22 protein-coding genes and 1 riboswitch are annotated in these 23352 nt (G+C 66.6%); of the genes, 11 read left to right on the forward strand and 11 right to left on the reverse strand.

Annotation, left to right across the window (positions count from 1 at the left end; translation table 11 throughout):
* Positions 1-66 precede the first annotated feature (66 nt).
* A riboswitch (adenosylcobalamin (AdoCbl) riboswitch) is annotated at positions 67-210 on the forward strand.
* A gap of 52 nt (positions 211-262) precedes the next feature.
* The 4 genes from ACOOF5_RS03015 to cobO all read left to right on the forward strand — a co-directional run bounded on the left by ACOOF5_RS03015 (position 263) and on the right by cobO (position 3892).
* Positions 263-1324, forward strand: coding sequence for an ABC transporter substrate-binding protein (locus ACOOF5_RS03015; protein ID WP_420436491.1), 1062 nt, complete (start codon positions 263-265; stop codon positions 1322-1324).
* 65 nt (positions 1325-1389) lie between these two features.
* Positions 1390-2469 carry a FecCD family ABC transporter permease gene (locus tag ACOOF5_RS03020; RefSeq protein ID WP_420436493.1) on the forward strand — a complete coding sequence of 360 codons (1080 nt, stop codon included), beginning with the start codon at positions 1390-1392 and terminating at the stop codon, positions 2467-2469.
* Complete coding sequence (locus ACOOF5_RS03025; protein WP_420440861.1) at positions 2463-3299, forward strand: ABC transporter ATP-binding protein; 837 nt, start codon at positions 2463-2465, stop codon at positions 3297-3299. The genes ACOOF5_RS03020 and ACOOF5_RS03025 overlap by 7 nt, the downstream gene beginning before the upstream one ends.
* Positions 3296-3892: a cob(I)yrinic acid a,c-diamide adenosyltransferase gene (gene cobO, locus ACOOF5_RS03030; RefSeq protein WP_420436495.1), complete on the forward strand. Its 597-nt coding sequence runs from the start codon at positions 3296-3298 to the stop codon at positions 3890-3892. Before ACOOF5_RS03025 ends, cobO begins: the two co-directional genes overlap by 4 nt.
* 39 nt (positions 3893-3931) lie before the next feature.
* Here cobO and ACOOF5_RS03035 read toward each other — a convergent pair whose 3' ends face one another.
* Positions 3932-5425 carry a cobyric acid synthase gene (locus ACOOF5_RS03035; protein WP_420436497.1) on the reverse strand — a complete coding sequence of 498 codons (1494 nt, stop codon included), beginning with the start codon at positions 5423-5425 and terminating at the stop codon, positions 3932-3934.
* A 149-nt stretch (positions 5426-5574) separates the two neighbouring features.
* Between ACOOF5_RS03035 and ACOOF5_RS03040 the strand changes: the two genes are divergently transcribed.
* Positions 5575-6732 carry a pyridoxal phosphate-dependent aminotransferase gene (locus ACOOF5_RS03040; RefSeq protein WP_420436499.1) on the forward strand — a complete coding sequence of 386 codons (1158 nt, stop codon included), beginning with the start codon at positions 5575-5577 and terminating at the stop codon, positions 6730-6732.
* Between the two features lie 43 nt (positions 6733-6775).
* The gene (locus ACOOF5_RS03045) at positions 6776-7570 is read left to right on the forward strand and encodes an enoyl-CoA hydratase/isomerase family protein (RefSeq protein WP_420436501.1); all 795 of its coding nucleotides are present in this window, start codon (positions 6776-6778) and stop codon (positions 7568-7570) included.
* 24 nt (positions 7571-7594) lie between these two features.
* Here the strand turns inward: ACOOF5_RS03045 and ACOOF5_RS03050 are convergent, their stop codons facing one another.
* Together ACOOF5_RS03050 and ACOOF5_RS03055 are read right to left on the reverse strand one after the other, a co-directional pair.
* Positions 7595-8797, reverse strand: coding sequence for an acyl-CoA dehydrogenase family protein (locus tag ACOOF5_RS03050; RefSeq protein ID WP_420436503.1), 1203 nt, complete (start codon positions 8795-8797; stop codon positions 7595-7597).
* Between the two features lie 494 nt (positions 8798-9291).
* Positions 9292-10212 (reverse strand): P1 family peptidase, encoded by a 921-nt coding sequence (locus ACOOF5_RS03055; RefSeq protein ID WP_420436505.1) that lies wholly within the window; start codon positions 10210-10212, stop codon positions 9292-9294.
* 130 nt (positions 10213-10342) lie between these two features.
* Between ACOOF5_RS03055 and ACOOF5_RS03060 the strand changes: the two genes are divergently transcribed.
* The 4 genes from ACOOF5_RS03060 (at position 10343) to ACOOF5_RS03075 (ending at position 15177) form a co-directional block, all read left to right on the forward strand.
* Positions 10343-11083 (forward strand): hypothetical protein, encoded by a 741-nt coding sequence (locus ACOOF5_RS03060; RefSeq protein WP_420436507.1) that lies wholly within the window; start codon positions 10343-10345, stop codon positions 11081-11083.
* On the forward strand, positions 11080-13167 hold the full coding sequence (locus ACOOF5_RS03065; protein WP_420436509.1) for a peptidoglycan-binding protein: 2088 nt from the start codon (positions 11080-11082) through the stop codon (positions 13165-13167). The genes ACOOF5_RS03060 and ACOOF5_RS03065 overlap by 4 nt, the downstream gene beginning before the upstream one ends.
* Before the next feature lie 89 nt (positions 13168-13256).
* Positions 13257-13967 (forward strand): ABC transporter ATP-binding protein, encoded by a 711-nt coding sequence (locus tag ACOOF5_RS03070; protein ID WP_420440863.1) that lies wholly within the window; start codon positions 13257-13259, stop codon positions 13965-13967.
* Positions 13927-15177, forward strand: coding sequence for an ABC transporter permease (locus tag ACOOF5_RS03075; RefSeq protein ID WP_420436511.1), 1251 nt, complete (start codon positions 13927-13929; stop codon positions 15175-15177). Before ACOOF5_RS03070 ends, ACOOF5_RS03075 begins: the two co-directional genes overlap by 41 nt.
* Before the next feature lie 33 nt (positions 15178-15210).
* Here ACOOF5_RS03075 and ACOOF5_RS03080 read toward each other — a convergent pair whose 3' ends face one another.
* The 8 genes from ACOOF5_RS03080 to cysS form a co-directional block, all read right to left on the reverse strand.
* The gene (locus ACOOF5_RS03080; protein WP_420436513.1) at positions 15211-16167 is read right to left on the reverse strand and encodes an SPFH domain-containing protein; all 957 of its coding nucleotides are present in this window, start codon (positions 16165-16167) and stop codon (positions 15211-15213) included.
* On the reverse strand, positions 16167-16754 hold the full coding sequence (locus ACOOF5_RS03085) for an NfeD family protein (protein ID WP_420436515.1): 588 nt from the start codon (positions 16752-16754) through the stop codon (positions 16167-16169). The genes ACOOF5_RS03080 and ACOOF5_RS03085 overlap by 1 nt, the downstream gene beginning before the upstream one ends.
* A gap of 67 nt (positions 16755-16821) precedes the next feature.
* A complete protein-coding gene (mutM, locus tag ACOOF5_RS03090) occupies positions 16822-17700 on the reverse strand; it encodes a bifunctional DNA-formamidopyrimidine glycosylase/DNA-(apurinic or apyrimidinic site) lyase (protein ID WP_420436517.1) in 879 nt (292 codons plus the stop codon).
* Positions 17701-17759: 59 nt separating this feature from the next.
* On the reverse strand, positions 17760-18563 hold the full coding sequence (locus ACOOF5_RS03095; RefSeq protein WP_420436519.1) for an enoyl-CoA hydratase/isomerase family protein: 804 nt from the start codon (positions 18561-18563) through the stop codon (positions 17760-17762).
* Positions 18564-18732: 169 nt separating this feature from the next.
* Positions 18733-19590: a RecB family exonuclease gene (locus tag ACOOF5_RS03100; RefSeq protein ID WP_420436521.1), complete on the reverse strand. Its 858-nt coding sequence runs from the start codon at positions 19588-19590 to the stop codon at positions 18733-18735.
* A gap of 42 nt (positions 19591-19632) precedes the next feature.
* Complete coding sequence (locus ACOOF5_RS03105; RefSeq protein ID WP_420436523.1) at positions 19633-19914, reverse strand: hypothetical protein; 282 nt, start codon at positions 19912-19914, stop codon at positions 19633-19635.
* A 45-nt stretch (positions 19915-19959) separates the two neighbouring features.
* Positions 19960-20730, reverse strand: coding sequence for a ParA family protein (locus tag ACOOF5_RS03110; RefSeq protein WP_420436525.1), 771 nt, complete (start codon positions 20728-20730; stop codon positions 19960-19962).
* Between the two features lie 150 nt (positions 20731-20880).
* Positions 20881-22083, reverse strand: coding sequence for a cysteine--tRNA ligase (cysS, locus tag ACOOF5_RS03115; protein ID WP_420440865.1), 1203 nt, complete (start codon positions 22081-22083; stop codon positions 20881-20883).
* A 32-nt stretch (positions 22084-22115) separates the two neighbouring features.
* On the opposite strand from cysS, the gene ACOOF5_RS03120 reads away from it, so the two are divergent.
* Positions 22116-23294 (forward strand): hypothetical protein, encoded by a 1179-nt coding sequence (locus tag ACOOF5_RS03120; RefSeq protein ID WP_420436527.1) that lies wholly within the window; start codon positions 22116-22118, stop codon positions 23292-23294.
* Positions 23295-23352: the final 58 nt, after the last annotated feature.

Consider the following 23352-nt stretch of genomic DNA (forward strand, 5'->3'; position numbering starts at 1 on the left):
TATCCAGATGTTGTTCGCTGCGCTCACGGGCCGCTCGGGCCACGGCTTCGCCATGCAGCTCAGCCTCTACACTCGCACCCGGTTGTCGTGAGCGAAGCCGGTGAGATCCCGGCACTGTCCCGCAACGGTGATGCCCCTTCGGGGGACGAGTCCGGTCGCCTCCCGTCTGCCATCCACGAACCGATTCCTCGAGGTAAGGAGCGGCTCGTGCGGTGGGTGCTCCCGCTGCTCGGCCCTGAACTCGAGCGCAAGGGAGAACACCATGAACCGTCCTACGACCAATCGGGCAATGCCGCTGACGCGGCTGCTGTGGGCACTGGCAGTCGTGCTCTTGGGGGCGTCAGCCTGTACCGGGGACAACACCGACAGCTCTCCGACGCCCGCGGCGGCCACCGAGGCTGCTGACGGCGCCGAGGCACCGGCCGCAACACAGGCGCCGACGACGACGGCCGAAGCCGCCTCCGAGACGGCGGAGGAGACCGGCGAAACGGCAGAGTCGGCCGAAGCGACTGAAGACACCGAACCGGCGCCCGACGAACCGGAGCACCGCTATCAGCGAATCGTCTCCATCTCCCCCACCGGCACCGAGTTCTTGTTCGCGATCGGTGCCGGGGACCGGGTGGTCGCCGTCGATGACTACTCCTACTACCCGCCCGAGGCACCCGTCACCGACTTGAGCGGCTGGCAGCCGAACGTCGAGGCCATCGCGTCATACGACCCCGATCTCGTCGTCATGGGCAGCGACGGCGACATCGAGGCCAACCTCGAGTCGCTGGGGATTGCGGTGCTCGGCATCGACGCACCCGCCACCTTCGACGAGGTGTATGTGCAGATCGCACAATTCGGCGAGACCACCGGGCAGATCGACGAAGCGGCCGCTTTGATCTCGGAGATGCGCAGCGAGATTGACGCTCTCATCGCCGCTGCACCCGACGCTTCGGGGCTCACCTACTACCACGAGCTCACCGACGGCCTGTACTCGGTGACAAGCAGCACCTTCATCGGACAGGTGTATTCGCTCTTCGGGCTTGACAACATTGCCGATCCCGCCGATTCCGACGGAAGCTCGTACGGCTATCCGCAGCTCAGCAACGAGTACATCGTCGACGCCGATCCCGACTTGATCTTCCTGGCGGACACGCTGTGCTGCGACCAGAATGCCGAGACGGTTGCTGCCCGCACAGGCTGGGACACCCTGAGTGCCGTCGGGCACGGCCGGGTCGTCGAGCTCAATGACGACATCGTCTCGCGCTGGGGGCCCCGCCTCGTGGAGTTCATCGCGGCAATCTCCGACGCCGTCATCTCGATCGGGGCAGCGAGCTGACCGGTACCCGCAGCGCTGCGTCGCGGCGTCGTGTGCGGCGCTGGTGACTGGAGGGTGAGGTCGTGATGCGCGCTATCGGCGCATCTGGCGCCACCAGTGCCGACGATGTCCAACTTCAGGCATCGCGACTGCAAGCCCGAGCGCTTGTTGCCGGCATCGTTGCCGTCGTCATCGCTGTCGGCGCCGGGCTGACTATTGGCCCGGTCGGCATCTCAACGCACCGGGTGCTGATGGAGCTGGCCGATCTGCTGCCTGGCATTGCGGTCGAGTCGGGCCTCAATGACGCGCACAAAGCAATCGTCACCGACATCCGGCTGCCCCGCGTTGTACTCGGGCTGCTGGTGGGCGCAACGCTCGCCACGAGCGGAGCCACCTATCAGGCGGCCTTTCGTAACCCCCTCGCCGACCCCTACCTGCTCGGCATTGCCGCCGGCGCCGGGCTAGGCGCGACCATCGCCATCGTCAACGACATCGGTGACGGCGCCGGCGTGTTCGACCTCGTTCCGATCGCGGCGTTCGGCGGGGCGCTCGGCGCGGTGACCGTGGCATACCTCGCCGGACACATCGGCGGCCGTTCGACTGCATCGCTGATTCTCGCGGGAATCGCAGTGGCGAGCTTTCTCGCTGCCTGCCAGACGTATCTGCTGCAAGCCAACGCCGACGCGTTCCGCAGGATCCTCGCCTGGCTCCTCGGTCGGATCGCCACATCGGGCTGGGCCGAGCCGGCACTGCTGCTGCCGTATTTCTTGGTGACGACCGCCATCATGCTGCGCTACCGGCGGGCGCTGGACGTGCTTGCGGTCGGGGACGAAGAAGCTGCGGCGCTCGGCCTCGAACCCCGCCGGATCCGGCTGATAGTCCTGCTTGCGGCATCGCTCGGCGCGGCCGCCGCAGTGTCGGTGAGCGGGCTGATCAGCTTCGTCGGCATCATCGTGCCCCACGCAATCCGGCTGATCTTCGGCACCAGCAACCGCGTCCTGCTGCCGCTCTCCGTGCTGTTCGGCGCGGCGTTCCTGGTGCTTGCCGATCTGACCGCACGCACGGTGCTCTCCCCGGCTGAGCTGCCGATCGGCGTGGTCACGGCGTTCTTGGGAGCGCCCTTCTTTGTGTTCGTACTGCGGACGAGCCGGCGGGAGATCTGGTGAGCGCCACCGTCGAAGTGGAGGCGCTTGAGGTCAGCCTCGACCGAACGCCGATCCTGCAGGGAGTCGACCTCAGCGTCTCGGCGGGCGAATGGGTGAACGTCGTGGGCCCCAACGGCGCCGGCAAGACGACCCTGTTGCGGGCCCTTCTCGGGCTCGTCGCCTTTGACGGCAAGGTTCGCATTGACGGCCTGTCGAGCCAGCGGCGCTCCGTGCGGGCCCAGTACCTCGCCTACGTACCCCAGTCGCCCGTCATCCCTCAGGGAATGCTCGTAGGCGACTACGTGCTGCTGGGCCGCACACCGCACCGGGGCATCTTCGCTGCCGAGACAGCCACAGACTGTCGAATCGCCGCTGAAGTGCTCGAACGGCTTGATCTCGGCGGCTTCGAGGACCGGGCTGTCCAATCACTTTCCGGTGGCGAGCGGCAGCGAACCGTACTGGCTCGGGCGCTCGCGCAGCAGTCACCGATCTTGGTGCTCGACGAGCCGACGACCGCACTCGATCTGGGCCATCAGCAAGATGTGCTCGATCTCGTCGATGGGCTGCGTCGCGAGCGGAACCTGACGGTCATTGCCACCCTGCATGACCTGACTCTCGCAGCCCGCTATGGCGACCGGGTCGCCATTCTGTCTGAGGGGCGCGTGGCGGCGTGCGGGCGTCCCGAGGGCGTACTCACCGTAGAAAGCATCGCTCGCCATTTCGGAGCACACGTCAGGGTGCTGCGCGACTGCGACGGCCCCGTCATCGTCCCCACAGCAACGACAACAGCACACACGACCAACGCGGTGCACGCAGGGCGCGGCACCGCACAGAATGGAGACCACTCATGAATGCATCACAACCAGACGGCTCGACACCCACCGACGCGCCGCCCACCGACGACCCTCGCCCCGACGGCCTGCGCGTGGCGCGCAGCCTCATCGTGGTCAACACCGGCAACGGCAAGGGGAAGTCGTCAGCGGCGTTCGGCACTGCGATGCGGGCCCGTGCGCGCGACTGGCCTGTCGCGGTGGTGCAGTTCCTCAAATCGGGCAACTGGGTGACCGGCGAGCAGATGATGGCCGAGCCGCTCGGCATCGATTTCTGGTCGCTGGGCGAAGGCTTCACTTGGGACAGCGAAGACCTCACCCGGGACGAGGCCGAGGCCCGCGAGGCTTGGCGGCATGGCAAGGCGCTGGTGGAATCGGGCAATCACCGTCTCGTCATCTTTGACGAGATCACCTATCCCCTCAATTGGGGCTGGATCGATGCAACCGAAGTGGAGGCCACCTTCCGTGACCGACCAGAGCGGGTGTCGCTGGTGCTGACCGGCCGCGACGCCCCGGAATGGATGATCGAGCTTGCCGACACCGTGACAGAGATGACGAAGACCAAGCACGCCTACGACGCAGGCATCCGCGCCAAGAAGGGCATCGATTACTGAGGCTCTCCGCGACCGGCGACGGCTGCGGCTAAGTCTCGGTCACGCTTCGACGCCCATGATCTCGAGGAGCGCCCTCACGTCGGCATGCTCCTCGATGGCGTCGGCGACCCCGTCGAACTGCGCCTCGCGGCGTTCGGCGAACGAGCAGGGTTCCGGCGTGTAGGGGCAGCCGCGGTCGGCAGCCACCCGGGCCAAGAACGCGTGCCGGAACTCGTCGCTTTCGAAGACGCCGTGAAGCGACGTGCCCATCACCCGACCGCTGCGCCAGCCCTCAAGCTCGCCGCCGAGCCACAACCAGGGCTCCTCACCGCTGCCGGAGGTGGGCTGGACCCGGCCGTGATGGATCTGGTAGCCCCATACGTCAGCTCCGCAGGATTTACCTCGGCGCTGGGCGAGCACCTTGTCCGCCTCGAACATGGTCTCGACGCTGAGCAAGCCCAGACCCTGCACCTTCCCTTGTCGCGACTCGATGTCGTCATGGATGCTCGCGCCGAGCATCTGGTAGCCGCCGCAAAGTCCGAGCACGACTGCGCCGTGTTCATTGACGGCTTCGCGCAGAGCATCGGCGATGCCCCGTGAGCGCATCCATGCCAAGTCCTTCACCGTGGCCTTGGATCCTCCCAGCACGATCAGGTCAGGACGACCCAGCTCGCGCGCCGAGCGAACGAGACGCACGGCGACATCGGATTCCCCCAAGAGAGGATCGAGGTCGGTGAAGTTCGACAGGTACGGAAGTGCGATCACGGCCACGTCGAGATGAGCATCGGCCCGTGGCGGCGGCATCTGTGCCAACGCGACGGAGTCTTCGGCGTCGATGTGCAGCTCGTCGAGCATCGGTATCACGCCGAGCGTGGGCACCCCGCTATGTCGCTCGAGATCGACGAGGCCGTCGCCGAGCAGGCTCGGGTCGCCGCGGAACTTGTTGATCACGAAGCCACGCACAAGGTCCCGCTGTGCGGCAGGGAGCAGCGCGACAGTGCCCGCGAGTGAGGCGAAGACCCCGCCCATGTCGATGTCACCGACGACGATCGCTGGCACGCCCGCCCGCTCGGCGACGCGCAGATTGACGATGTCGCTGTCGGCAAGGTTGATCTCTGCGGGGCTTCCCGCTCCTTCCAGCACGACAGCGTCGAATTCGCAGCGCAGTTGGAGCAGTGACTTCAGGACAAGCTCGAACAGTTCCGGCTTGTAGCGGTGATACTGCGCCGCACTCATCGAACCCAGTGGGCGGCCCTCCACAATCACCTGTGCGTCGACGTCACCGGTGGGCTTGAGCAGCACCGGGTTCATGGCGACTGTCGCTTCGACGCCCGCAGCCTGCGCCTGTGCGAACTGGGCCCTGCCAATCTCGTGACCCGAGGCAGTAACCGCGGAGTTCAACGCCATGTTCTGGGCCTTGAACGGAGCCGCTCGCACGCCACGCCGTGCCAGCAAGCGGCACAGACCTGCCACGAGCGTGCTCTTGCCGGCGTTGGATGCGGTCCCGCACACCATCAGGCCAGGCGCCAGTACATCTGTGGCGTGGCCGGGCACCGCGGCAGCGTACAAACACCCCAGATTGCCCCGTCGCCCGAGACGGGCTCTGAGGACTCGAGCCAGTAGGCACAGATGCCAGAGATGAGCAGGCGCGCCTATCCGCGCAGCTGCTTAACCTCTGAGGCCATGCGCGAATGGGCCCGGGCGTGAGCGGCCTCAAGATCTCGGAGCGGGCGGACATCGCGCCGTTCTTCGTGATGGAGATGATGCGAGCTGCTGCGCAGCGGGAGTCCGCTGGCGGCGAAGTCGTGCACATGGAGGTCGGCCAGCCATCCACGCCCGCCCCCGCGGGAGCGCGTGCCGCTGCAAAGGCTGCCATCGACGGTGACGTGCTGGGCTACACGTCGGCCGTGGGCATCGAACCACTGCGGCAGCGCCTCGCTCAGCACTACGCCGACTGGTATGGGCACGACACAGATGCAGATCGCATCGTGGTCACCCAAGGTGCCAGCGGGGCGTTCACGCTCGCTTTCCTGGCGTGTTTCGAGGCAGGCGACCGGGTGGCGGTGACGTCACCGGGCTATCCCTGCTATCGCAACACTCTCGAAGCGCTGGACATCGAGGTCATCGAGATTGCGGTCACACCCGAGACCGGGTTCCGGCTGACCGCCGAGGGGGTTGAGTGCGCCGGCTCACTCGACGGGCTGGTCGTCGCCAGTCCCGCAAACCCCACCGGCACCATGCTCATGGCCGACGAGCTGGGCCGACTTGCTCGCTGGTGCCACGACTCCGGCGTGCGGCTCGTGTCCGACGAGATCTACCATGGCATCACCTATGGAACGCAGGCGGCCACGGCGGCGGCTCACAGCCCGAGTGCCGTCGTCGTGAACAGCTTCTCCAAGTACTTCTCGATGACCGGTTGGCGGCTGGGATGGCTGCTGCTTCCACCCGACCTCGTTTCGCCAGTCGAGCGCCTCGCCCAGAACGCCACCATCGCCGCGGCCACGGTCTCTCAGTACGCCGCCGTGGGCGCCTTCGACAGCATCGGCGAGCTCGAGGCGAACGTGGCGCGCTACACCGCCAACCGCCGAATCCTGCTCGACGGCTTGCCCTCGGCGGGCATTGATCGCATCGCCCCGCCCGACGGAGCCTTCTACATCTACGCCAATGTCGACCATCTCACCGACGACAGCGCCGAGCTCGCAGCCAAGTGGCTTGCGGAACTCGGCATCGCCACCACACCCGGCATCGACTTCGACCCTGCCGAGGGGCACCGTTACATCCGTTTCTCGTTCGCCGGCAGCAACGACGACATGAATCAGACGGTCGAACGCCTAGCTGGTTGGTCCGATCAGCGTCGTTGAGCCAACGGGCGCAGCGCGCCCCCCACCACTAGCGTCGCTGCTCATGGAATCGGCAGAACTCGAGACTCTGATCATCGACGCGGCAGACAACGGCGTTGTCACCATCACCATGAACAGGCCCCACCACCTCAATGCGGCGAGCACCCAGATGTTCACCGAGCTGCGCGACACGTGGAACCAGATCGGCGGCGACCCCACGGTGCGCTGCGTCGTGATGACCGGCGCAGGCGATGCGTTCTGCAGCGGCGCCGATCTCGCCGGCGGTGACGACGACGGGCCGAAGCGACACGCGCTGCAAGACCTGAATGTGATTCACCAGACGGTTTCGGCGCTCTACTCGATCATGGTGCCGGTCATCGCCAAGGTGAACGGCGTCGCTGCGGGCGCCGGCATGAATCTGGCCCTCGCCTGCGACCTGATCGTGGCCTCCGATCAGGCTCGCTTCAGCGAGATCTTCGCTCGCCGCGGACTCAGTGTCGACTTCGGCGGTACGTGGATACTGCCGCGGCTCATCGGCCTGCACCGTGCGAAGGAGTTGGCCTTCTTCGCAGACGTGACCGATGCCAAACAAGCCGAGGATTTCGGAATCGTCAACAAGGTGGTGCCCCACGGCGACCTCGACGCCTTCGTCGATGACTGGGCCGATCGCCTCGCCGCCGGGCCGCCAATTGCTGTCGCAATGACGAAGCGCCTGCTGACGCTCAACGCCTCGGCCGACTTCAACACCGCACTCGAGGGCGAGGGCATGGCTCAGTCGCTCAACTTCACCACCGAGGACACCAAGGAAGCCGTCAAGGCGTTCCTGGAGAAGCGCCCTCCCACATTCACCGGCCGCTAGCCGCAGCCCGATCGGGGCGGCGGATCAGGCGAGCGAGGATCGGGACTCGGCCCAGGTCTTGCCGGAATCCACGTCGACGTCGTGGGGCAGGCCCAGCACCCGCTCGGCGATGATGTTGCGCTGCACCTCCGAGGTGCCGCCGCCGATCGTGAGCGCAGGGCTGAACAGGTAGCCGCCGTGCCAGCCGTTCCATCCTTCAACGACCGCCTGAGTCTTCGGGAAATCGGGCGATGTGCCGAGCGGGCCGGTGTTTGTGAGCAGCCCGTGGGCACTTGAGAGATCCTTTGCCAGCGTCATCACATGCTGGCCGTGATCGTCAGCAAGCGCTTTGCGCACGCTGGCTTCGGGTCCCGGCTGGCGGCCTGCCAGACGCGCACTCAGCGTCCGCAGACGGATGAGACGCAGCACCTCTCCCTCGATGTGCAGGCGCGCCGCCCGGTCGCGCATCACCGGGTCGGCCAAGCCGCCAGCCGATCGCACAACGTCGAGCAGATCGGCAGCACTGGGGCCGCTGCCCCACAGCGCCCCTTCGCCTGACAGCGATACCCGCTCGTTGCCGAGCGTGATCTTTGCCAGCCGCCAACCGTCGTTCTCGTCCCCGATCCGGTTCTCGACGGGCAATTCCATATCGGTGAAGAACGTCTGGTTGAACGAGTGAGCCGTGGTCATGTCGACGATCGGCTGGAGCTCGAGGCCGGGCGCGTCCATCGGGCAGATGAAGTAGGACACGCCGCGGTGCTTGGACACATCGGGGTCTGTGCGGGCGATGAGGATGCCGAATTTGCTGCGATGCGCCCCAGAGGACCAGATCTTCGAACCGTTGACGATGTACCGATCGCCGTCGCGCACGGCCCGGGTCGCCAAGTTGGCCAAGTCGGAGCCGCTGTCAGGCTCAGAGAACAGCTGGCACCACACTTCCTCGCCGGTAAGGATCGGCCACAGGTAGCGGTCCTGTTGCGCGTCTGTGCCGCCGTAGAGGATTGTCGGACCGGCCCAGCCGAGCCCGATGCCGCCTGCCAGCCGCTTCACATCGGCTTTGGCAAGCTCCTCGTCGATCAGCAGCTGGGTGATGGGGTCAGCGTCGAGGCCGTAGGGCTTCGGCCAATGAGGTGCCACGTATCCTGCGTGCGCGAGCGCTTCCTGGCTCGGATCGCCGTCGTGGTCGTCGAGCCAGTCACGCACCGCGACGCGGCGAGGATCGTCATCGTCGGGCCAGTCGAAATCCATGGGCCGACCATAGCGGTGCCTCGCTCGACGTGACCGGGTCCGGGCAAGACGCTGGGCAAGGCCGAACATGCCCCGTCGAAAGCACTCCGCAGACGCGAACAGGCCCCGGCCCGTTGGCCGGGGCCTGCGCTTACCCGAAGATCATGTTCGCACCACCGCCTTGGGGCGGAGCTGCGGCCGCATGAGGACCAGCACGCGGATCTTGTGGGGTTCGGTGGTCCGGGTTGGAGTCGCCACCTGATGGAGACGTCCCCTTCTCGGAAGCGGGTCGCCTCAGCGCCCGGCCACCTCCAGAGTCCTCTTACGTTTCGGCATTGTGTGGACCACCCCCTTTCTCTGGTGCGACCAGATTGCCACAGTCGCGGCCAGCTTGGAAGACGCGCGGAATCCAGCCTCCGCATCGTGCCGCCTGCTGCGTTCAGCCCTTGTTCCCCATTCTCATGCGATTGGGCTCACGGGCCGCTCGGGCCACGGCTTCGCCGATCGGCTCAGCCTCAGGTGACGAATTCTGAACGGATCGCCCGTGCGACCGCCGCCGCTGCGAGCATCGCGACGAGATCAGCTTGGGTGTCGACTTCGCCTGTGGCGAGCAGGAACAAGGCGTCGCCGTCAAAATTCGTGTGCGGCGGCTCTATTGCCCGGGCGATGCCCGTGTGCGCAAGGTCGGCTGCCCGGCAAGCCTCCGGCTTGGTCAGACGAGCATTGGTGACCACGCAGCCGATGGTGGTATTGCCGCGCTCGGGTGACTCGGGCTCTTCGGTGCCGCGCCCGGTGAATCCGGGTATCGCGTCGATCGCTGCATAGGGGTACCGCTCAGAACCAGGAGGCGCCGTACACCCGGCCAGCACGGTGCCATCAGTGTCGATGACATCGCCCAGGGCATTCACTGCCACCACAGCGCCAACGACGACCTCGCCCGAACGCTCCACCGCAGCGCCCAACCCGCCGGGCACCGAGAAATCTCGGCCGGCGACCTTGCCGATCGTGCAGCCACGCCCGACGCCGACCCGACCGGTTTCGGGCTCGGCGGCACTGGCGGCTTCACAGGCGGCCCAACCGGCCGCCGCAGTCGGACGTTCGCTGTCCGGCGACTGGATGTCGTACACGACCGCTCCGCCGACGACGGGCACGATGCTGTCGCGGATGTTGAGACCGCGGCCCTGCTCGGCACACCAGCGAACGACACCGTCGGCCGCTGCGAGGCCGAACACGCTGTTGCCGCACAACACCACGCCGTGACATTCGACGCCGGCGCCAGTCGAGCTGAGCGCAGCGGCCTCCCGAGTGCCGGGCGCCCCGCCCCGCACCGCGATGGCGCCCAGGGTGCCTGGGGGCGGGAGCACGACGGTCACACCGGTCTCGGCGTCGTCATCGGTCCACGAACCCACCAGCACCGACGGCAACCCCAACGCCATGGCCGCGCACCCTAGGCGCAATTGCGGCGTGTGCGTCTACATCCGCAACGGTGCCGATCCGGACCGTTCTTAGCCGTCTCTCACTTGGAGTCCCTACGTTGCAATTCGCCCGACGTGGAGGATCTTTCGCATGCGCAAGCTTTCTTGGACCGTGCCGATGGCAGTCGTGGCGATCACCGCGCTGGCCGCAGCTTCCTGCGGCAGCAGTGATTCCAGCGGTCTCGCCACGCTCGAATCGGTGACGACCACAACCCCAGACAACTCCCTGACCGCCGCCGGCGTGGACGGGGCATCAGGGGCAGCCGACGCCAGCGAGACGACTGTCGCCGCCGCGGACGCAAGTGCCGAGGCAGACTCAACCTCAGATTCAGACCCAGGCACACCCGCCGAAATCACCGACGAGGAACGCCTGCTCGACTTCGCCCAGTGCATGCGCGACAACGGCGTGGACTTCCCCGATCCGGTCGTGGAAGCCGACGGCACGATCGCGTTCGGCCGTCGATTCGGCCCAGGGGGCGCCGATCAAGATGACGAGAATCGCAGCCAAATCGGGCGGGATCCGGACCTGCCCGCAGCGCGAGCCGCATGCGACGGACTCATCGAGGGCCTCGCCTTGGGCCCAGGCGGGCAGAATTTCGACGAGCTGCAGATTGAGCTCTTCGACCGCCTGCTCGAGTTTGCTCAGTGCATGCGCGACAACGGCATCGACATCGCCGACCCGGATCCGAACGCCTTCGGGCGAGGAGGCAGCGGCCCAGGGTCTGGGGGGCCATTTGGCGGGATTGACCTCGACGACGGCGACGACAGCGCTGCGTTCGAGCTCTGCAGCGAGCACTTGCCCACTGCAGGGCGCTTCGGCGGCCGGCAATGACCGTGCGGTCCAAGCGCCGGGCGCTGCGAGCAACGGCAGCGGCAATTCTCATCGTTGCCGTCGGCGCAGCCGCACTGGTCGCGATCGGGAACGGCGCCGACGACGATGCGGACTCCCAAGGAGAGTCAAGCCTCAGCACAACGCTCATCAGCCAGCGCGACCTGACCGAGTACACCGAGATCAGCGGAACGCTGGACTATGAGGGAACGGTCACGCTCACAGCCCGCAGCAACGGCGTACTCATGCATCTCGCCGGCGAGGGGACCGTTGTACGGCAGGGCGAGCAGCTCTATCTCGTCGTCTACGAGCCCACCGATGAAGACACAGCTCGCGTGCTCGCCGAGGTGGCATCGGCCCAAGATGGGCTCTCGACGGCATCGGACAACTTGAGCGAAGCCATGTCGGGGCCGAGCGATGCTGAGGCTGCTACGGCACGAGCTGCGGTCACCGAGGCCATCGAGGAGCGCGACCACCTGCTCGAACCGCCGAGCACTGCGGACCTCAACAGCGCACAAGCAGCGGTCGCGGCCGCATCGGAGGCACTTGAGGCGCTCGGCAATCCCACCGCCGCCGACCTCGCGGCGGCCCGTGTCGAGGTCGCCAACGCCGAAGCGGCACTGACCACGCTGAAGACGGGTGCATCGCAAGCCGAGATCGACTCCGCACGAGCCGCCGTGCAGACCGCCTCAGAAGCTCTCGCCACCCTGAACGCTGGGGCGTCCCAAGCAGAAATCGATACGGCCACAGCGGCACGGCGCGCGGCCCGGGAACGGCTCCGCGACGAACTTCAATATTCGGACAATGAGGTCGAGATCGACTTGGCGCGTGCGGAACTGCTGACTGCCGAAGAACACCTCGCCGATCTGCTGGCGGGCCCGACCCAAGCCGAGATCGACGACGCCGAGTCCACAGTGCTCACCGCCCAAGAGGCACTCGCCGAACTCCTGGCAGGCCCGACCCAAGCCGAGATCGACGACGCCGAGTCCAAAGTGCTCACCGCCCAAGAGCGCCTGGAACTTCTCGAGAATCCGACCGATGTCCGATTCGAGCAGGCTCGTGCCGATCTCGCGACGGCCAGAGAATCTCTCGCTGATCTGGTCGACGGTGCGTCGGCGGCGGAACTCGAGTCAGCGGACGCCGCAGTCCTGGCCGCCGAGCAGGCCCTTGCTGATCTTCTCGCCGAACCGTCTGCGGAAGAACTCTCCGCTCTCGAGTCTTCGTTGGCAAGCGCTGAAGCAGCTCTTCGCAGCGCTCAAGCCGACGCGGCCGCTTACGCCGAGACCTACCGCCCGCTGTTCGTCATGTACGGCGGGATTCCGGCCTATCGAAACATGACTGTTGGCCTCGAAGGCGCCGACGTTGCCCAACTCGAAGCAAACCTTGCCGAACTGGGATTCGGCGACGACGAAGCGTTCGAGGTCGACGGAATCTTCGACCTGCACACTGCTGCGGCGGTGCGCAGCTGGCAAGAGCACACCGACCAGCACGTCGACGGCACAGTGAGCACCGCAGATGTGCTGTTCACCGCTGGGCCCGTGCAGATCGGCTCGTGGGGCCAGGGCGTCGAAGTGGGCCAAGACAGCGAGGTCGGCGCGACACTCGCGCCGCTCACCGTGATCGAGACGCCTGGAGGTGGCGGTATGGCGACCACGCAGCGGGTCATCGCCAGCTTGCCGCTCAGCGATCGCGACCTGATCTCAGTGGGAATCGCCGTCAACGTCGAACTGCCGGACGACACCGACGTGGCGGGTTCGGTCACCGCCATCAACCCGACGCCTGCACTCGACGCTCAGTCCGGCGAGAACACCGTCGAGGTCACGATCCTGCTCACCGAACCTGCGTCGCCGGTGTGGATCGGCGCGACGGTGACGGTGGAGGTCACCGAGACGCTGATTCGGGACGCATTGGTGGTACCCGCCACCGCCCTGCTGGCCCTCGTCGAGGGCGGCTACGCCGTCGAGGTGCTGGACGAGGACGGAACCACGCGTCTCGTCGGCATCGAGACCGGACTGTTCGTCGACGGTGATGTCGAAGTCGCCAGCGGGGAGCTGGCAGCCGGAATGCACGTCGTGGTTCCCCGGTGAGTAGCCCCGCGTCACACGACTTCGACGCCAATGCCCTGGAACGATCGTCGACGCCGGGACGATCGCGCCGCGTCCGCGCCAGCCAGCACATGTTGGCCGCACCCGATCCATCGGCGCCTGCGATCGAACTGCGTGACGTCACCAAGAGCTATCCGGGATCGCCGCCTGTCGTTGCCCTCGATGGGGTCTCGGTGCGAATCGATCGAGGCGAGATGGTCGCCGTCGTCGGTCAGTCCGGCAGCGGCAAGTCCACCATGCTCCACGTGATGGGCACGCTCGACCAGCCCACGAGCGGCAGCGTGCTGATCGAAGGAATCGACAGCTCGGTGCTCAGCGATGATCATCTCGCCGCAGTCCGGGGACGGCGCGTCGGTTTCGTGTTCCAGCGCTTCTTTCTGCTCGCTGGGATTCCCATCATCGACAACGTCGCGAACGGCCTGCTGTACCACGGCGCTGCTCGCCCGCAGCGGCGCGCGGCAGCGGAGTTGGTCTTGGAACGCGTCGGCCTCGGGGATCGCATGTGGCACCGCCCCAATGAACTGTCCGGCGGCGAGACGCAGCGGGTTGCCGTCGCACGGGCACTGGTGCACGAGCCAGCATTCGTCCTGGCCGACGAACCCACCGGCAACCTCGACTCCGCGACGTCGGCGTCGATCATGGAACTCTTCAAGTCGCTCCACTCCGAAGGCCGCACGATCGTCGTCGTCACCCATAACGAAGAGATCGCAGCCGCGCTGCCTCGTCAGCTGCAGATCCTCGATGGACGGCTCGAACGTGACGTCCGGCCCAATTCCCGGTGATCGGGCCGCAGTGACCGCGCCGCTCGCACCCAGCCGGCTGCGGTTGTCCGAGGTCATTCGGGTCGGTCTCGGTTCCTTGGCGGCCCGCAAGCTCCGTTCGGTCTTGTCGGCACTCGGCATAGCCATCGGGATCGCATCGCTGGTGAGCGTTCTCGGCCTGTCGGATTCCTCGAAATCGGCTCTGCTTGACCAGATCGGCGCGCTCGGCACGAATTTGCTGACCGTCGAAGCCGGGTCAGGGTTCGGAGCGGGCGATTCGGCGCTCCCGCAGACCGCAGTTGCGACCGTCGGGCGTGTCGCCACCGTCGAGGCAACTGCAGCGGTGTACAGCGTCGATGTCGGCGTCTACCGAAATGACTTTGTGCCTGCGGACCAAACCGGGGGCATCAGGGTGTTCGCAACCGATCCGGGTCTGTTGGAGACCTTGCACGGCACGGTCAAGGACGGCTCGTTCCTCACCGAGGGGACCAGGTCGCATCCGGTCGCCGTCGTCGGCTCGGTAGCAGCTGAGCGTCTCGGCATTCGCAACCTTGACGTTCCCGTCGAGCTGTACATCGGCGAGCACTGGGTCGAGGTCGTGGGCGTGCTGGAGCCATTCGCGCTCGCAGCAGATCTGGACCGCGCCGTGTTGATCGGGGATCAGGCGGCGGAGGACTACTTCGACACCGAGGGGGCCCCGACGGTCGTGTACGTCCGCGTCGACCAAGCTCACATCGACGCCACCCGTGATGTGCTCGCTGGGACCATCGATCCCGAGAACCCCGAGGAAGTGGAAATCAGCCGTCCGTCAGACCTGCTCGAGGCACAATCGGCTGCCGAGAGTTCCTTCACCGGTCTGTTCTTGGGCTTGGGAGCGGTGGCTCTGCTCGTCGGTGCGATCGGCGTCGCGAACGTCATGGTGATCGGAGTCATCGAACGGCGCAGCGAAATCGGACTGCGCCGGGCGATCGGAGCGACCCGGGCACACATCCGTCGACAGTTCCTCATCGAGGCCCTGACGCTCGCTTCGCTGGGTGGCACCGTCGGCGTCCTGCTGGGCGTGGCCGTGACATACGTCTACGCGACAGCGCAGGGCTGGCGCGTGATCATTCCGCCCATTGCGCCGATCGGCGGGATCGCTGCTGCCGTGCTGATCGGAGCAATCGCCGGCTTGTATCCGGCAATCCGGGCAGCCAAGGTGTCGCCCACCGAAGCGCTCCGCTCCGACTGATCCGCTGGACTGTCGGAGAAGCTGCGGCGAGCGCTACTCGCCGGATTGGGCGCCGCTGGAACTGGCGGCCGGGCTGTTTGTCTCGCGGAACATCTCGCCCATGGCCGCGACGGCACCGAGCACACCGCTGGTGTCGAGCGGCAGGAAGATCTTGGTGGCCTGACCGTCCGCGATGCCTTGTAGCGCTTCGAGGTACTTGATGGCGATCAGGTCGTCGGTGGGATCGCCGTTGTGGATCGCCATGAAGACCCGCTCGATGGCTTGGCCCTCGCCTTCGGCGACCGTGAGCTTCTGGTACTTGTCGGCATCGGCGACTCGCTTGATCGCCTCAGCCTCGCCTTCTGCCCGCAGGATCTGGGACTGCTTCACACCCTCCGCCTGCAGGATCGCCGCGCGCTTCTCGCCCTCGGCCTCGGTGACCGCCGCGCGCCGATCGCGCTCTGCCTTCATCTGACGGTGCATCGCCGTGGTCACGTCGGCTGGCGGCTCGATGCGCTGGATCTCGACGCGCACCACACGAGTACCCCACTTGTCGGTGGCATCGTCGAGGATCTGTCGCAGCTTGGAGTTGATGACCTCGCGTGACACCAGCGCATCGTCGAGCTGCAGATCGCCGATCACGTTGCGGAGGTTGGTCTGGGCCAGCTTCGTCACGGCGATGATGAAGTTGCCGACCGCATACTTCAGCTTCACCGGGTCGGTGGGCTCGTAGTAGATGACAGCATCGACGGTGACCGCCACGTTGTCCTTGGTGATGACCTCCTGCGGTGGCACGTCCACCACCTGCTCACGCATGTCCACCTTCAAGATCCGCTGGATGAACGGGATCACAAAGCGCAGACCGGGCTCGACGGTGGATCGGTACTTGCCCAAGTTCTCAACGAGGCCCTGTTCGAAGGGACGGACGATGCGCAAGCCCTTCGCGGCGATCACGAAGATCGCCAGTGCGACTATTGCCAGGAGGATGACTCCCGGTTCGATGCTGTCCATCAATCGCTCCTCGGAGTGTCTGAGTGTTCGTTCTGGTCGCCGCTGTCAGAGCCCGACTCGCTCGTGTCAGCTTCTGCGCTGTCTTCCGGGCTTGCTTCCGCGGCGGGCGCGACCATTGGGTCACTATGACGCACGTAGTCCGGGGGTGGCGGCTCGGCAAGCTCGACGAGCAGCTTGGTGCCACGCAATGCAGTGACCCGTACGAGGGAGCCCTCTTCGATCGGTCCGGAATCGGCGACTGCCCGCCACTCGTCCGACTCAACTCGGACGCGTCCCGTGTTCTCGACGAGGTCGATGTCCTCGATGACCCGGGCGTCCATGCCGACGTACCGATTCGCGCCGACCGGGAGATCGTCAGGCCGGTCCTGGCGGCGCATGAAACGGCGCAGAATCAGCATGGATACGCCGGTGCCGCCGAAGAAGAGCAGCCACTGCACGCCGCCATGAAGATCGATCCACGCGGCGGCCGAAGCCAGCACGGCGCCCAAGGCGAACGGCAGCAAGAAGAAACCGGCGGTGAAGATCTCGCCGATGCCCATGACCATCGCTACCGCAACCCAGACCCATCGCCACAGTTCGTTGTCCACCCGAACCCCCGCGTGCATCGTTGGATGTGCTGCAAGTATGCCCGGCTGCAGCGAGGCCGCTGCCGCGCTAACGCCTTTGGCAGGCAGGGCACCACGTGCTCGAGCGTTGATCTAGCACCCGGCGGCGCAATTCGGTGCCGCAGCGCACGCACGGTTCGCCCGCGCGGCCGTAGCAGACGAAGTACTTCTGATTGTCGCCGGCGCCGGTGAGGCTGTAGTAGTCGCGCAGCGTGCTGCCGCCGCGCTCGATGCTCGCGACCAGCACATCGCGCAGCGCTGCCAGCAGCAGCTCCGCTCGCGGCCGCGAGATCGCGCGAGCTGACGGGTTGATGCACGCCAAGAACAACGCTTCGTCGGCGTAGATGTTCCCGATGCCGGCGACGAGGCGCTGGTGCAGCAGCTGTGTCTTGATGCGCTGGCTCGACCTCCGGCTCGCTCGCCAGAACGCTGCTGCGTCGAAGCCCTCATCCAACGGCTCTGGACCCATTGCCGCCAGCGTGGGCAGATCGCGGTAGTCGCCCCGGTCGCAGACGGCAATCCGGCCGAACCGGCGAACATCATGCAGGCAGAGCACCTCGTCGCTGTCGAGACGCCACCAGGCACGCACATATGGGTCGTCAGCGCTGACTGCTCTTGGGGCCATGGCCTCCGCCGCCGATCCATCGACGGGCCGAGGCGGCGGCAAGTCGTCGCGTGCCGCAGTGGACGTGTCGGCAAAGCACAGCCGCCCGGTCATGCCGAGATGCGTGATCAAGTCACGGCCGCAGTCCAGCTCGGCAATCAGGTACTTGCCGCGCCGTCGCAATGCCTCGACTTCGCTACCCACCGCATCGACGCCGGATGCGAACTTACGCGACGGATGAGCCCAGGCATCGGTGATCCGCCGTGCGGCCAGAGACGGTTCCAACTGTCGCCGGACGACTTCGACTTCGGGAAGCTCAGGCATCGCTGGCCCGTCGGCAACCAGCGAGCAGCGATGCGGTCCGGGGCTTCGGCAGGACTGGCCTACCGGAACTTTGGCGGGCGCTTCTCAAGGAACGCAGCGACTGCCTCACGGTGATCGTCCGATGCGCGAGCCACATTCAGCGCTTCCATCTCACGACGCTGCACGGCCCGCAGATCGGTGTCGGATCCATTGTCGGACAGGAGCTGCTTGGTCAACTGCAGCATGGTCGGCGGATTCTCCGCGTAGCTGCGCGCGCGGGCGAGCGCTGCTTCGAAGACGTCCCCGTCGGTGACTTCGTCGACGAGGCCCAGCTCGGCTGCCTCGGTTCCGAGGACGATCCGGCCGGACAGTGCCAGATCCGAGGCCGCTCCCCAGCCGCATCGCTGGATGAGGATGTGCGACGACGCCAGCTCCGGCGTCACGCCCATCTTGACGAAACGGCACGAAAGCTTCGCATTGCTGTGGGCTACCAGAAAATCCATGGACAAGACCATCGTGAGGCCGACGCCGATCGAGGCGCCGTTGATGGCCGCCACCATGGGCTTGGAGCTGCGCACGAGATTGACCCAGTCGTCTGCCGCGGCATCATCACCGGCGGCGGCTTCACCCACGCTGCCACCCGCTTCGTCTGCGGCATCAATCCGGGCGGCAAAGACCTCAGCGATGTCTGCGCCGGCGCAGAAGCCGCGACCCGCACCGGTGATGACGAAGGCGCCGACCGACGGATCGTCGTTGCCGCTCGTCACAGCGTGGGTCAGCTCCGATTGCATGCGCGGTGTCCACGCGTTCAGCTTCTCGGGCCGGTTCAGCGTCAGCACCCGCACGTCGTCGTGGTCGCTGACAGTGATCTGCTCGTAGTCCATCTGATGCTCCCCGGTTCGCCAGATCGGCCTACAGCATGGCCGGTGCCTGCACCGCTTTGCTCACGCAGCGATCAGCGATGCGGTGTTTGATGCGGCATCGCTCACGCAGCGATGCGATGTCTGATGCGGCATCGCTCACGCAGCGATGCGATGTCTGATGCGGCATCGCTCACGCAGCGATGCCGTTCCTCCGCTGGTGCTCGAGCTGGCCTTCGGGACAGTCGTCGCGATAGGGGCACCAGCTGCACAACGGGCCCGGGGTGGGTTCGAATCGGCCCGTCGCTGTGGCCTCGGCGATGCGATCCCATGTGCTGCAGTGCTGGTCGACCGCCGCCGAGACCGCTTCTGGGTCGAACGGGCGGGCGATCTCAGTGGGCCGGCGTTCCCCGCGGCCGGCACCCGTCTCGCCCAGGTACAGCAGCCGCACGTCGCTGACGTCATCGCCCACAGACTCAAGCGCAGCTGCATATAACCAGACCTGCGACAGGCGGCTGTCGACAAAGCGCTGCGGGGGCGGACGGCCCGTCTTGTAGTCGGTGACGCGCAGTCCGGCGGGCACCCGGTCGACAAGATCCACAATGCCCCGGAACGGCACTCCTTCGAGCGAGGTATGAACATCGCGCTCACGATCCACCACGTCGACCTCGACGGGATCCACCAACGCGAAGTAGCCCTCGATGTCCGTCCACGCATTCCATCGAAAGGCCCGTTCTTGGTCTTCGGGCAATTCCAGCGCCATGAAATCGGAATTTGCAGCGAGCTGCGGCCACAGGTCTCGGCAGATTGCACGCGCACGCTCAAGCGTTCGCTGTGAGGGTGCGACCGCAAGCAGCTCCTCCAGCACGTGATGCACAAACGTGCCGCGCAACGCGGGCTCTCCCGGGGGGTCTGGCCGCTTGTCGACGTAGCGGAACTTCCAGCGCCTCGCGCACTGCCGGAAGGTCGACGCGCCCGAAGGACTCAAGCTCTTCGGAGCCTCCACCACTCGAGCATCGTCGGCAATGACGCTGCCGGCGCGGGGTTCCACATTCACAGCGTGGCCCATCTCAACATCGCAAGCGTGGATGGTTCAACGGCGACGGCGCCAGCGCCGCCACAGCCACCACGCCACGACTGCCGCAACCAGCCATCCGGCGGCGAGAGCGCCTCCGAATGCCGCAAGCAGGCGGCGGTCGACCGGTTCGGCATGGCGCGGCAAGAGGTGCGACGCGGGCGCAGGAGCCGGGTCGGCATCGGTGTCGGCGGGTGAGACAGGCGGTGCGTCCGCAGCCTCGGCCGACCGCAGGTCACCCGGGAGCGCGACCGTCGGTTCGACGCTCGGCCGTGGTCGGTTCGGGTCGTAGTTGGCCATAGTGAAACCCCGCAGCGGCGCGCAATTCGAGCGTACCGCCAGCTCTCAGCCCAGGCGGCGCTCGAGGTCGGCCCAGAGCTCGTCGAATGCCTGCGCCGCTTCTGGTGCGCCAGCCCGGCGGCCGAGCGCCCGCAGCGGCAGAGACTGCCCGGAAGCCTCAGCGATGGCGGCCCGCTGCGGGATGGGCGGCAACATGTCGGCGCCGAAGCGCTCAGCGAGCTGCTGGGCCCAATAGGCGTTGTCGCGTGTGCGCCCCACGCGGTTCGCCACGATGCCAGCAATCGTGGGAGTGCCCTGGCGCTGCGAGACTCGCTTGATGGTGGACCGCATGAGGTCGACTCCGTCGGCTGCCCAAGCGGCCGGCTCGGTCACCACGAGCGCACGGTCGGCTGCGAACAGACCGTTGATGCACAGCAGTCCCAGCGACGGGGGGCAGTCGATGAGCACGAGATCGTGGTTCACACCTGCGAGAGCGATACGCAAGCGATCCTGCGCGCCCACCAAGTCGGCAGCCATCTGAGGCTCCCGGCTGGCCAAGGCATAGCTACCAGGCGCCAGCTGGGGACACGGCCCGTCGGGGGGCCAGCGGGCGTCGGTGACCGCCGCGAGCACTGCACCGGGCGTCGGGTCGGCGAGCGCGTCGTCAACGTTCGGCGAGCCATTCCACACGCCAAGACCGGCAGACGCGTTCGACTGGGGGTCCAGATCCACGACGAGGACGCTCAGCCCGCCAGCGCACGCAGCTTCGGCGATGCCAAGCGCGACCGTCGTCTTGCCCACGCCGCCCTTCTGGTTGACCACAGCCAGCGTCGCCATCGCTACTGCCCTACGAACGAGCGCCAACTGGCGCATTCTCGGACGGTTGAGCGGATTGCTTCCCGCTCTTGTTCGCTGCGCTCACGGGCCGCTCGGGCCACGGCTTCGCCTGCCGGCTCAGCCTCTGCACCTGTCTCCGGGCGCACCGCGTCACGGCGCAGCAGTAGCAGGCGGCCGGGACAAGTCGATGCCGCACAGCGCCGCCCCGGCTGCCAACTCGCCTCGCAAAGCGGTGCCCGCCGCCCCGCGATCGACGGCTGCGGCCGCGTCGAGCAGTGCGGCGCGGGCCATCGGGGCATTGAGGTCGTCATCCAGCACAGCCTGCACCTCAGCGAGCAAGCCCGATGACCCTCCGCTGGATCCGGCGGCTGGCGGCGCACCCGCCACAGCTCCCACCAACGTGTCGAGGTCGCGCTGGGCCGCGAGGCCCTCCGAGTCGAACCATTCCCACTCGGTGCGGTAGTGGTGTGCCATCAACGCGAGCCGGATGGCTCGCGGGTCGACGCGGGCACGCAGATCCGAGATGAAGACGAGATTGCCGAGCGATTTCGACATCTTGTCCCCTTGGTACGCCACGAGCCCCGCATGCACCCAGTAGCGGGCCAACGGAGCGCCATGAATTGCCTCGCTCTGAGCAATCTCGCACTCGTGGTGGGGAAACACCAGGTCGCCGCCGCCACCGTGGATATCGATCGTGGGGCCCAGCGCTGCGTAACCCATTGCTGAGCACTCGATGTGCCAGCCAGGACGTCCCGGGCCGAACGGCGACGGCCATGAGGGCTCGCCGTCTGCGCTGGCCTGCCACAGCACGAAATCGAGCGGGTTGCGCTGGCGGGGGTCGTCGGGACTGCCGCCGCGCTCAGCCGCGAGCTCGGTCATACGGTCGGCGCTATAGCCCGACAGCTTCCCGAATTGCGGGAAGGTGGCGACATCGAAGAACACCCGATCAGCCGAGACGTACGCGTGGCCCGCGTCAAGCAGCTTGGCGATCATGGCGATCATGGCGTCGATGGACCCGGTGGCCCGCGGCTCGTGCGCCGCTGGCCGTGCCTGCAGGGCGATCATGTCCGCTTCGAAACGCTCGATCTCCCGCTCGGCCAGTGCCAGATAGTGCTCGCCGAGCTCAGCCGCCTTGGGCAGGATGCTGTCGTCCACGTCGGTGTAGTTGCGCACCAGCGTGACGGAGTGGCCCATGTCTTCGAGACGCCGGATCATCAAGTCATACGCCAGGTAGGTGGCGGCATGGCCGAGGTGGGTGGCGTCATAAGGCGTGATGCCGCACACGTACATGCCAACGTGGTCGCCGAGCTCGAGCTCGATGACCGCCTTTTGCGCTGTGTCGTAGATGCGCATTCCCACGGCCCGACACGGTACTGTCGAAGCAGGTGGACGGGCGTCGAGACGATCGTGCGCTGCTCGAGCGGATTGCTCTGTACCGGCATCGTCGCGAGCTTCCACCGATCCAGCCGGCGCTCATCGAAGAGCTTGCCGAATGGCTCGCAACACACGGCACCGACCCGCTTACCTACGTCTGCGAGCTCTTTGAGCGTCACCAAGTCGTCTTCGTTGGCCACCACACACCCACACGTCGCGCGGGGCTGTTCCTGCAGGATCTCATTGCGGCGGCGTACCGGTCCGGCGTGAGCATCGTCGCGATGGAATACGCGTGCGTCGACGACCAAGCACGGCTGGATGCGGTGGTCACCGGCACGACCTTCGACGAGCAGCTTGCACGCGAGGCATTACTTCGCTGGGGCATCCGTCACAACTTCGCCTACCGCGAGTACCTCGATGTGCTGAGAGCGGTATGGGAGGTGAACCACCGCTTCGTCGTCAGCGGGCCGCCCATGCGCGTGCTTGGGCTCGACTACGACCTGGACCTCGATGCCGTCACCGACACGGCCGACCTGCGGACGTCGTACGCGTGGCCGCATCTGCGAAATCGCGGCCCGGTGTCGGCGCATATGTGCGACGTGCTGCTCACTGAGGTCATCGAGCCCGGGCATCGAGCGCTCGTGCTGACACGCACAGCACATGCGATGACCCGAGCGCGGCGGGTGCCGCACCAAGTATGGGATGCCATCGACGCCGAGGTCGTCGGCGGCTACGTGGTCGGCGCGGCGAACCGCGTATACGAAGTTGTGGCCGACCGAGCCGTCACCGTGCTGATACACGAGCCGCTGCCTGCCGACGGCGAATTGTGCGACTACGCGCTGGTGGCAGACGGCGCACTCGATGCGACGTTTGCGATGCACCCCGACTTGGCCGTGCCGCTCGCCTTCGATGTCGACCGGGGTCCCACAGCGCGGCTCGTATGCAAGACGAGCCTTGACCGCGAACCGCTTGGCACGCTCGCCAGCGGCTGGATCTACCTCGAACCGGACTACCAACGCCGAGCGCCGACCCCGCTGCCCGAACCAGTGCCCGCGGTCCACGTGGAGCACGCTCGGCGGTATGCCCTCGATCCAGAGTTGAGAGATCGCAAATCCACCCCAAACGACTTCGCGGCGGCGGTCTCTGAGTCGGCTGCAGCGGCAGAACTGGCCTGGACACAAGTGCTCTGAGTCGACTGTCGGCCGTCTTGGCGTCAGATTCGACGTCGCCAGCGGGCAGACTCATAGG

This window comes from Candidatus Poriferisodalis sp. (assembly GCF_965214215.1).
GTDB lineage: Bacteria > Actinomycetota > Acidimicrobiia > Acidimicrobiales > Poriferisodalaceae > Poriferisodalis.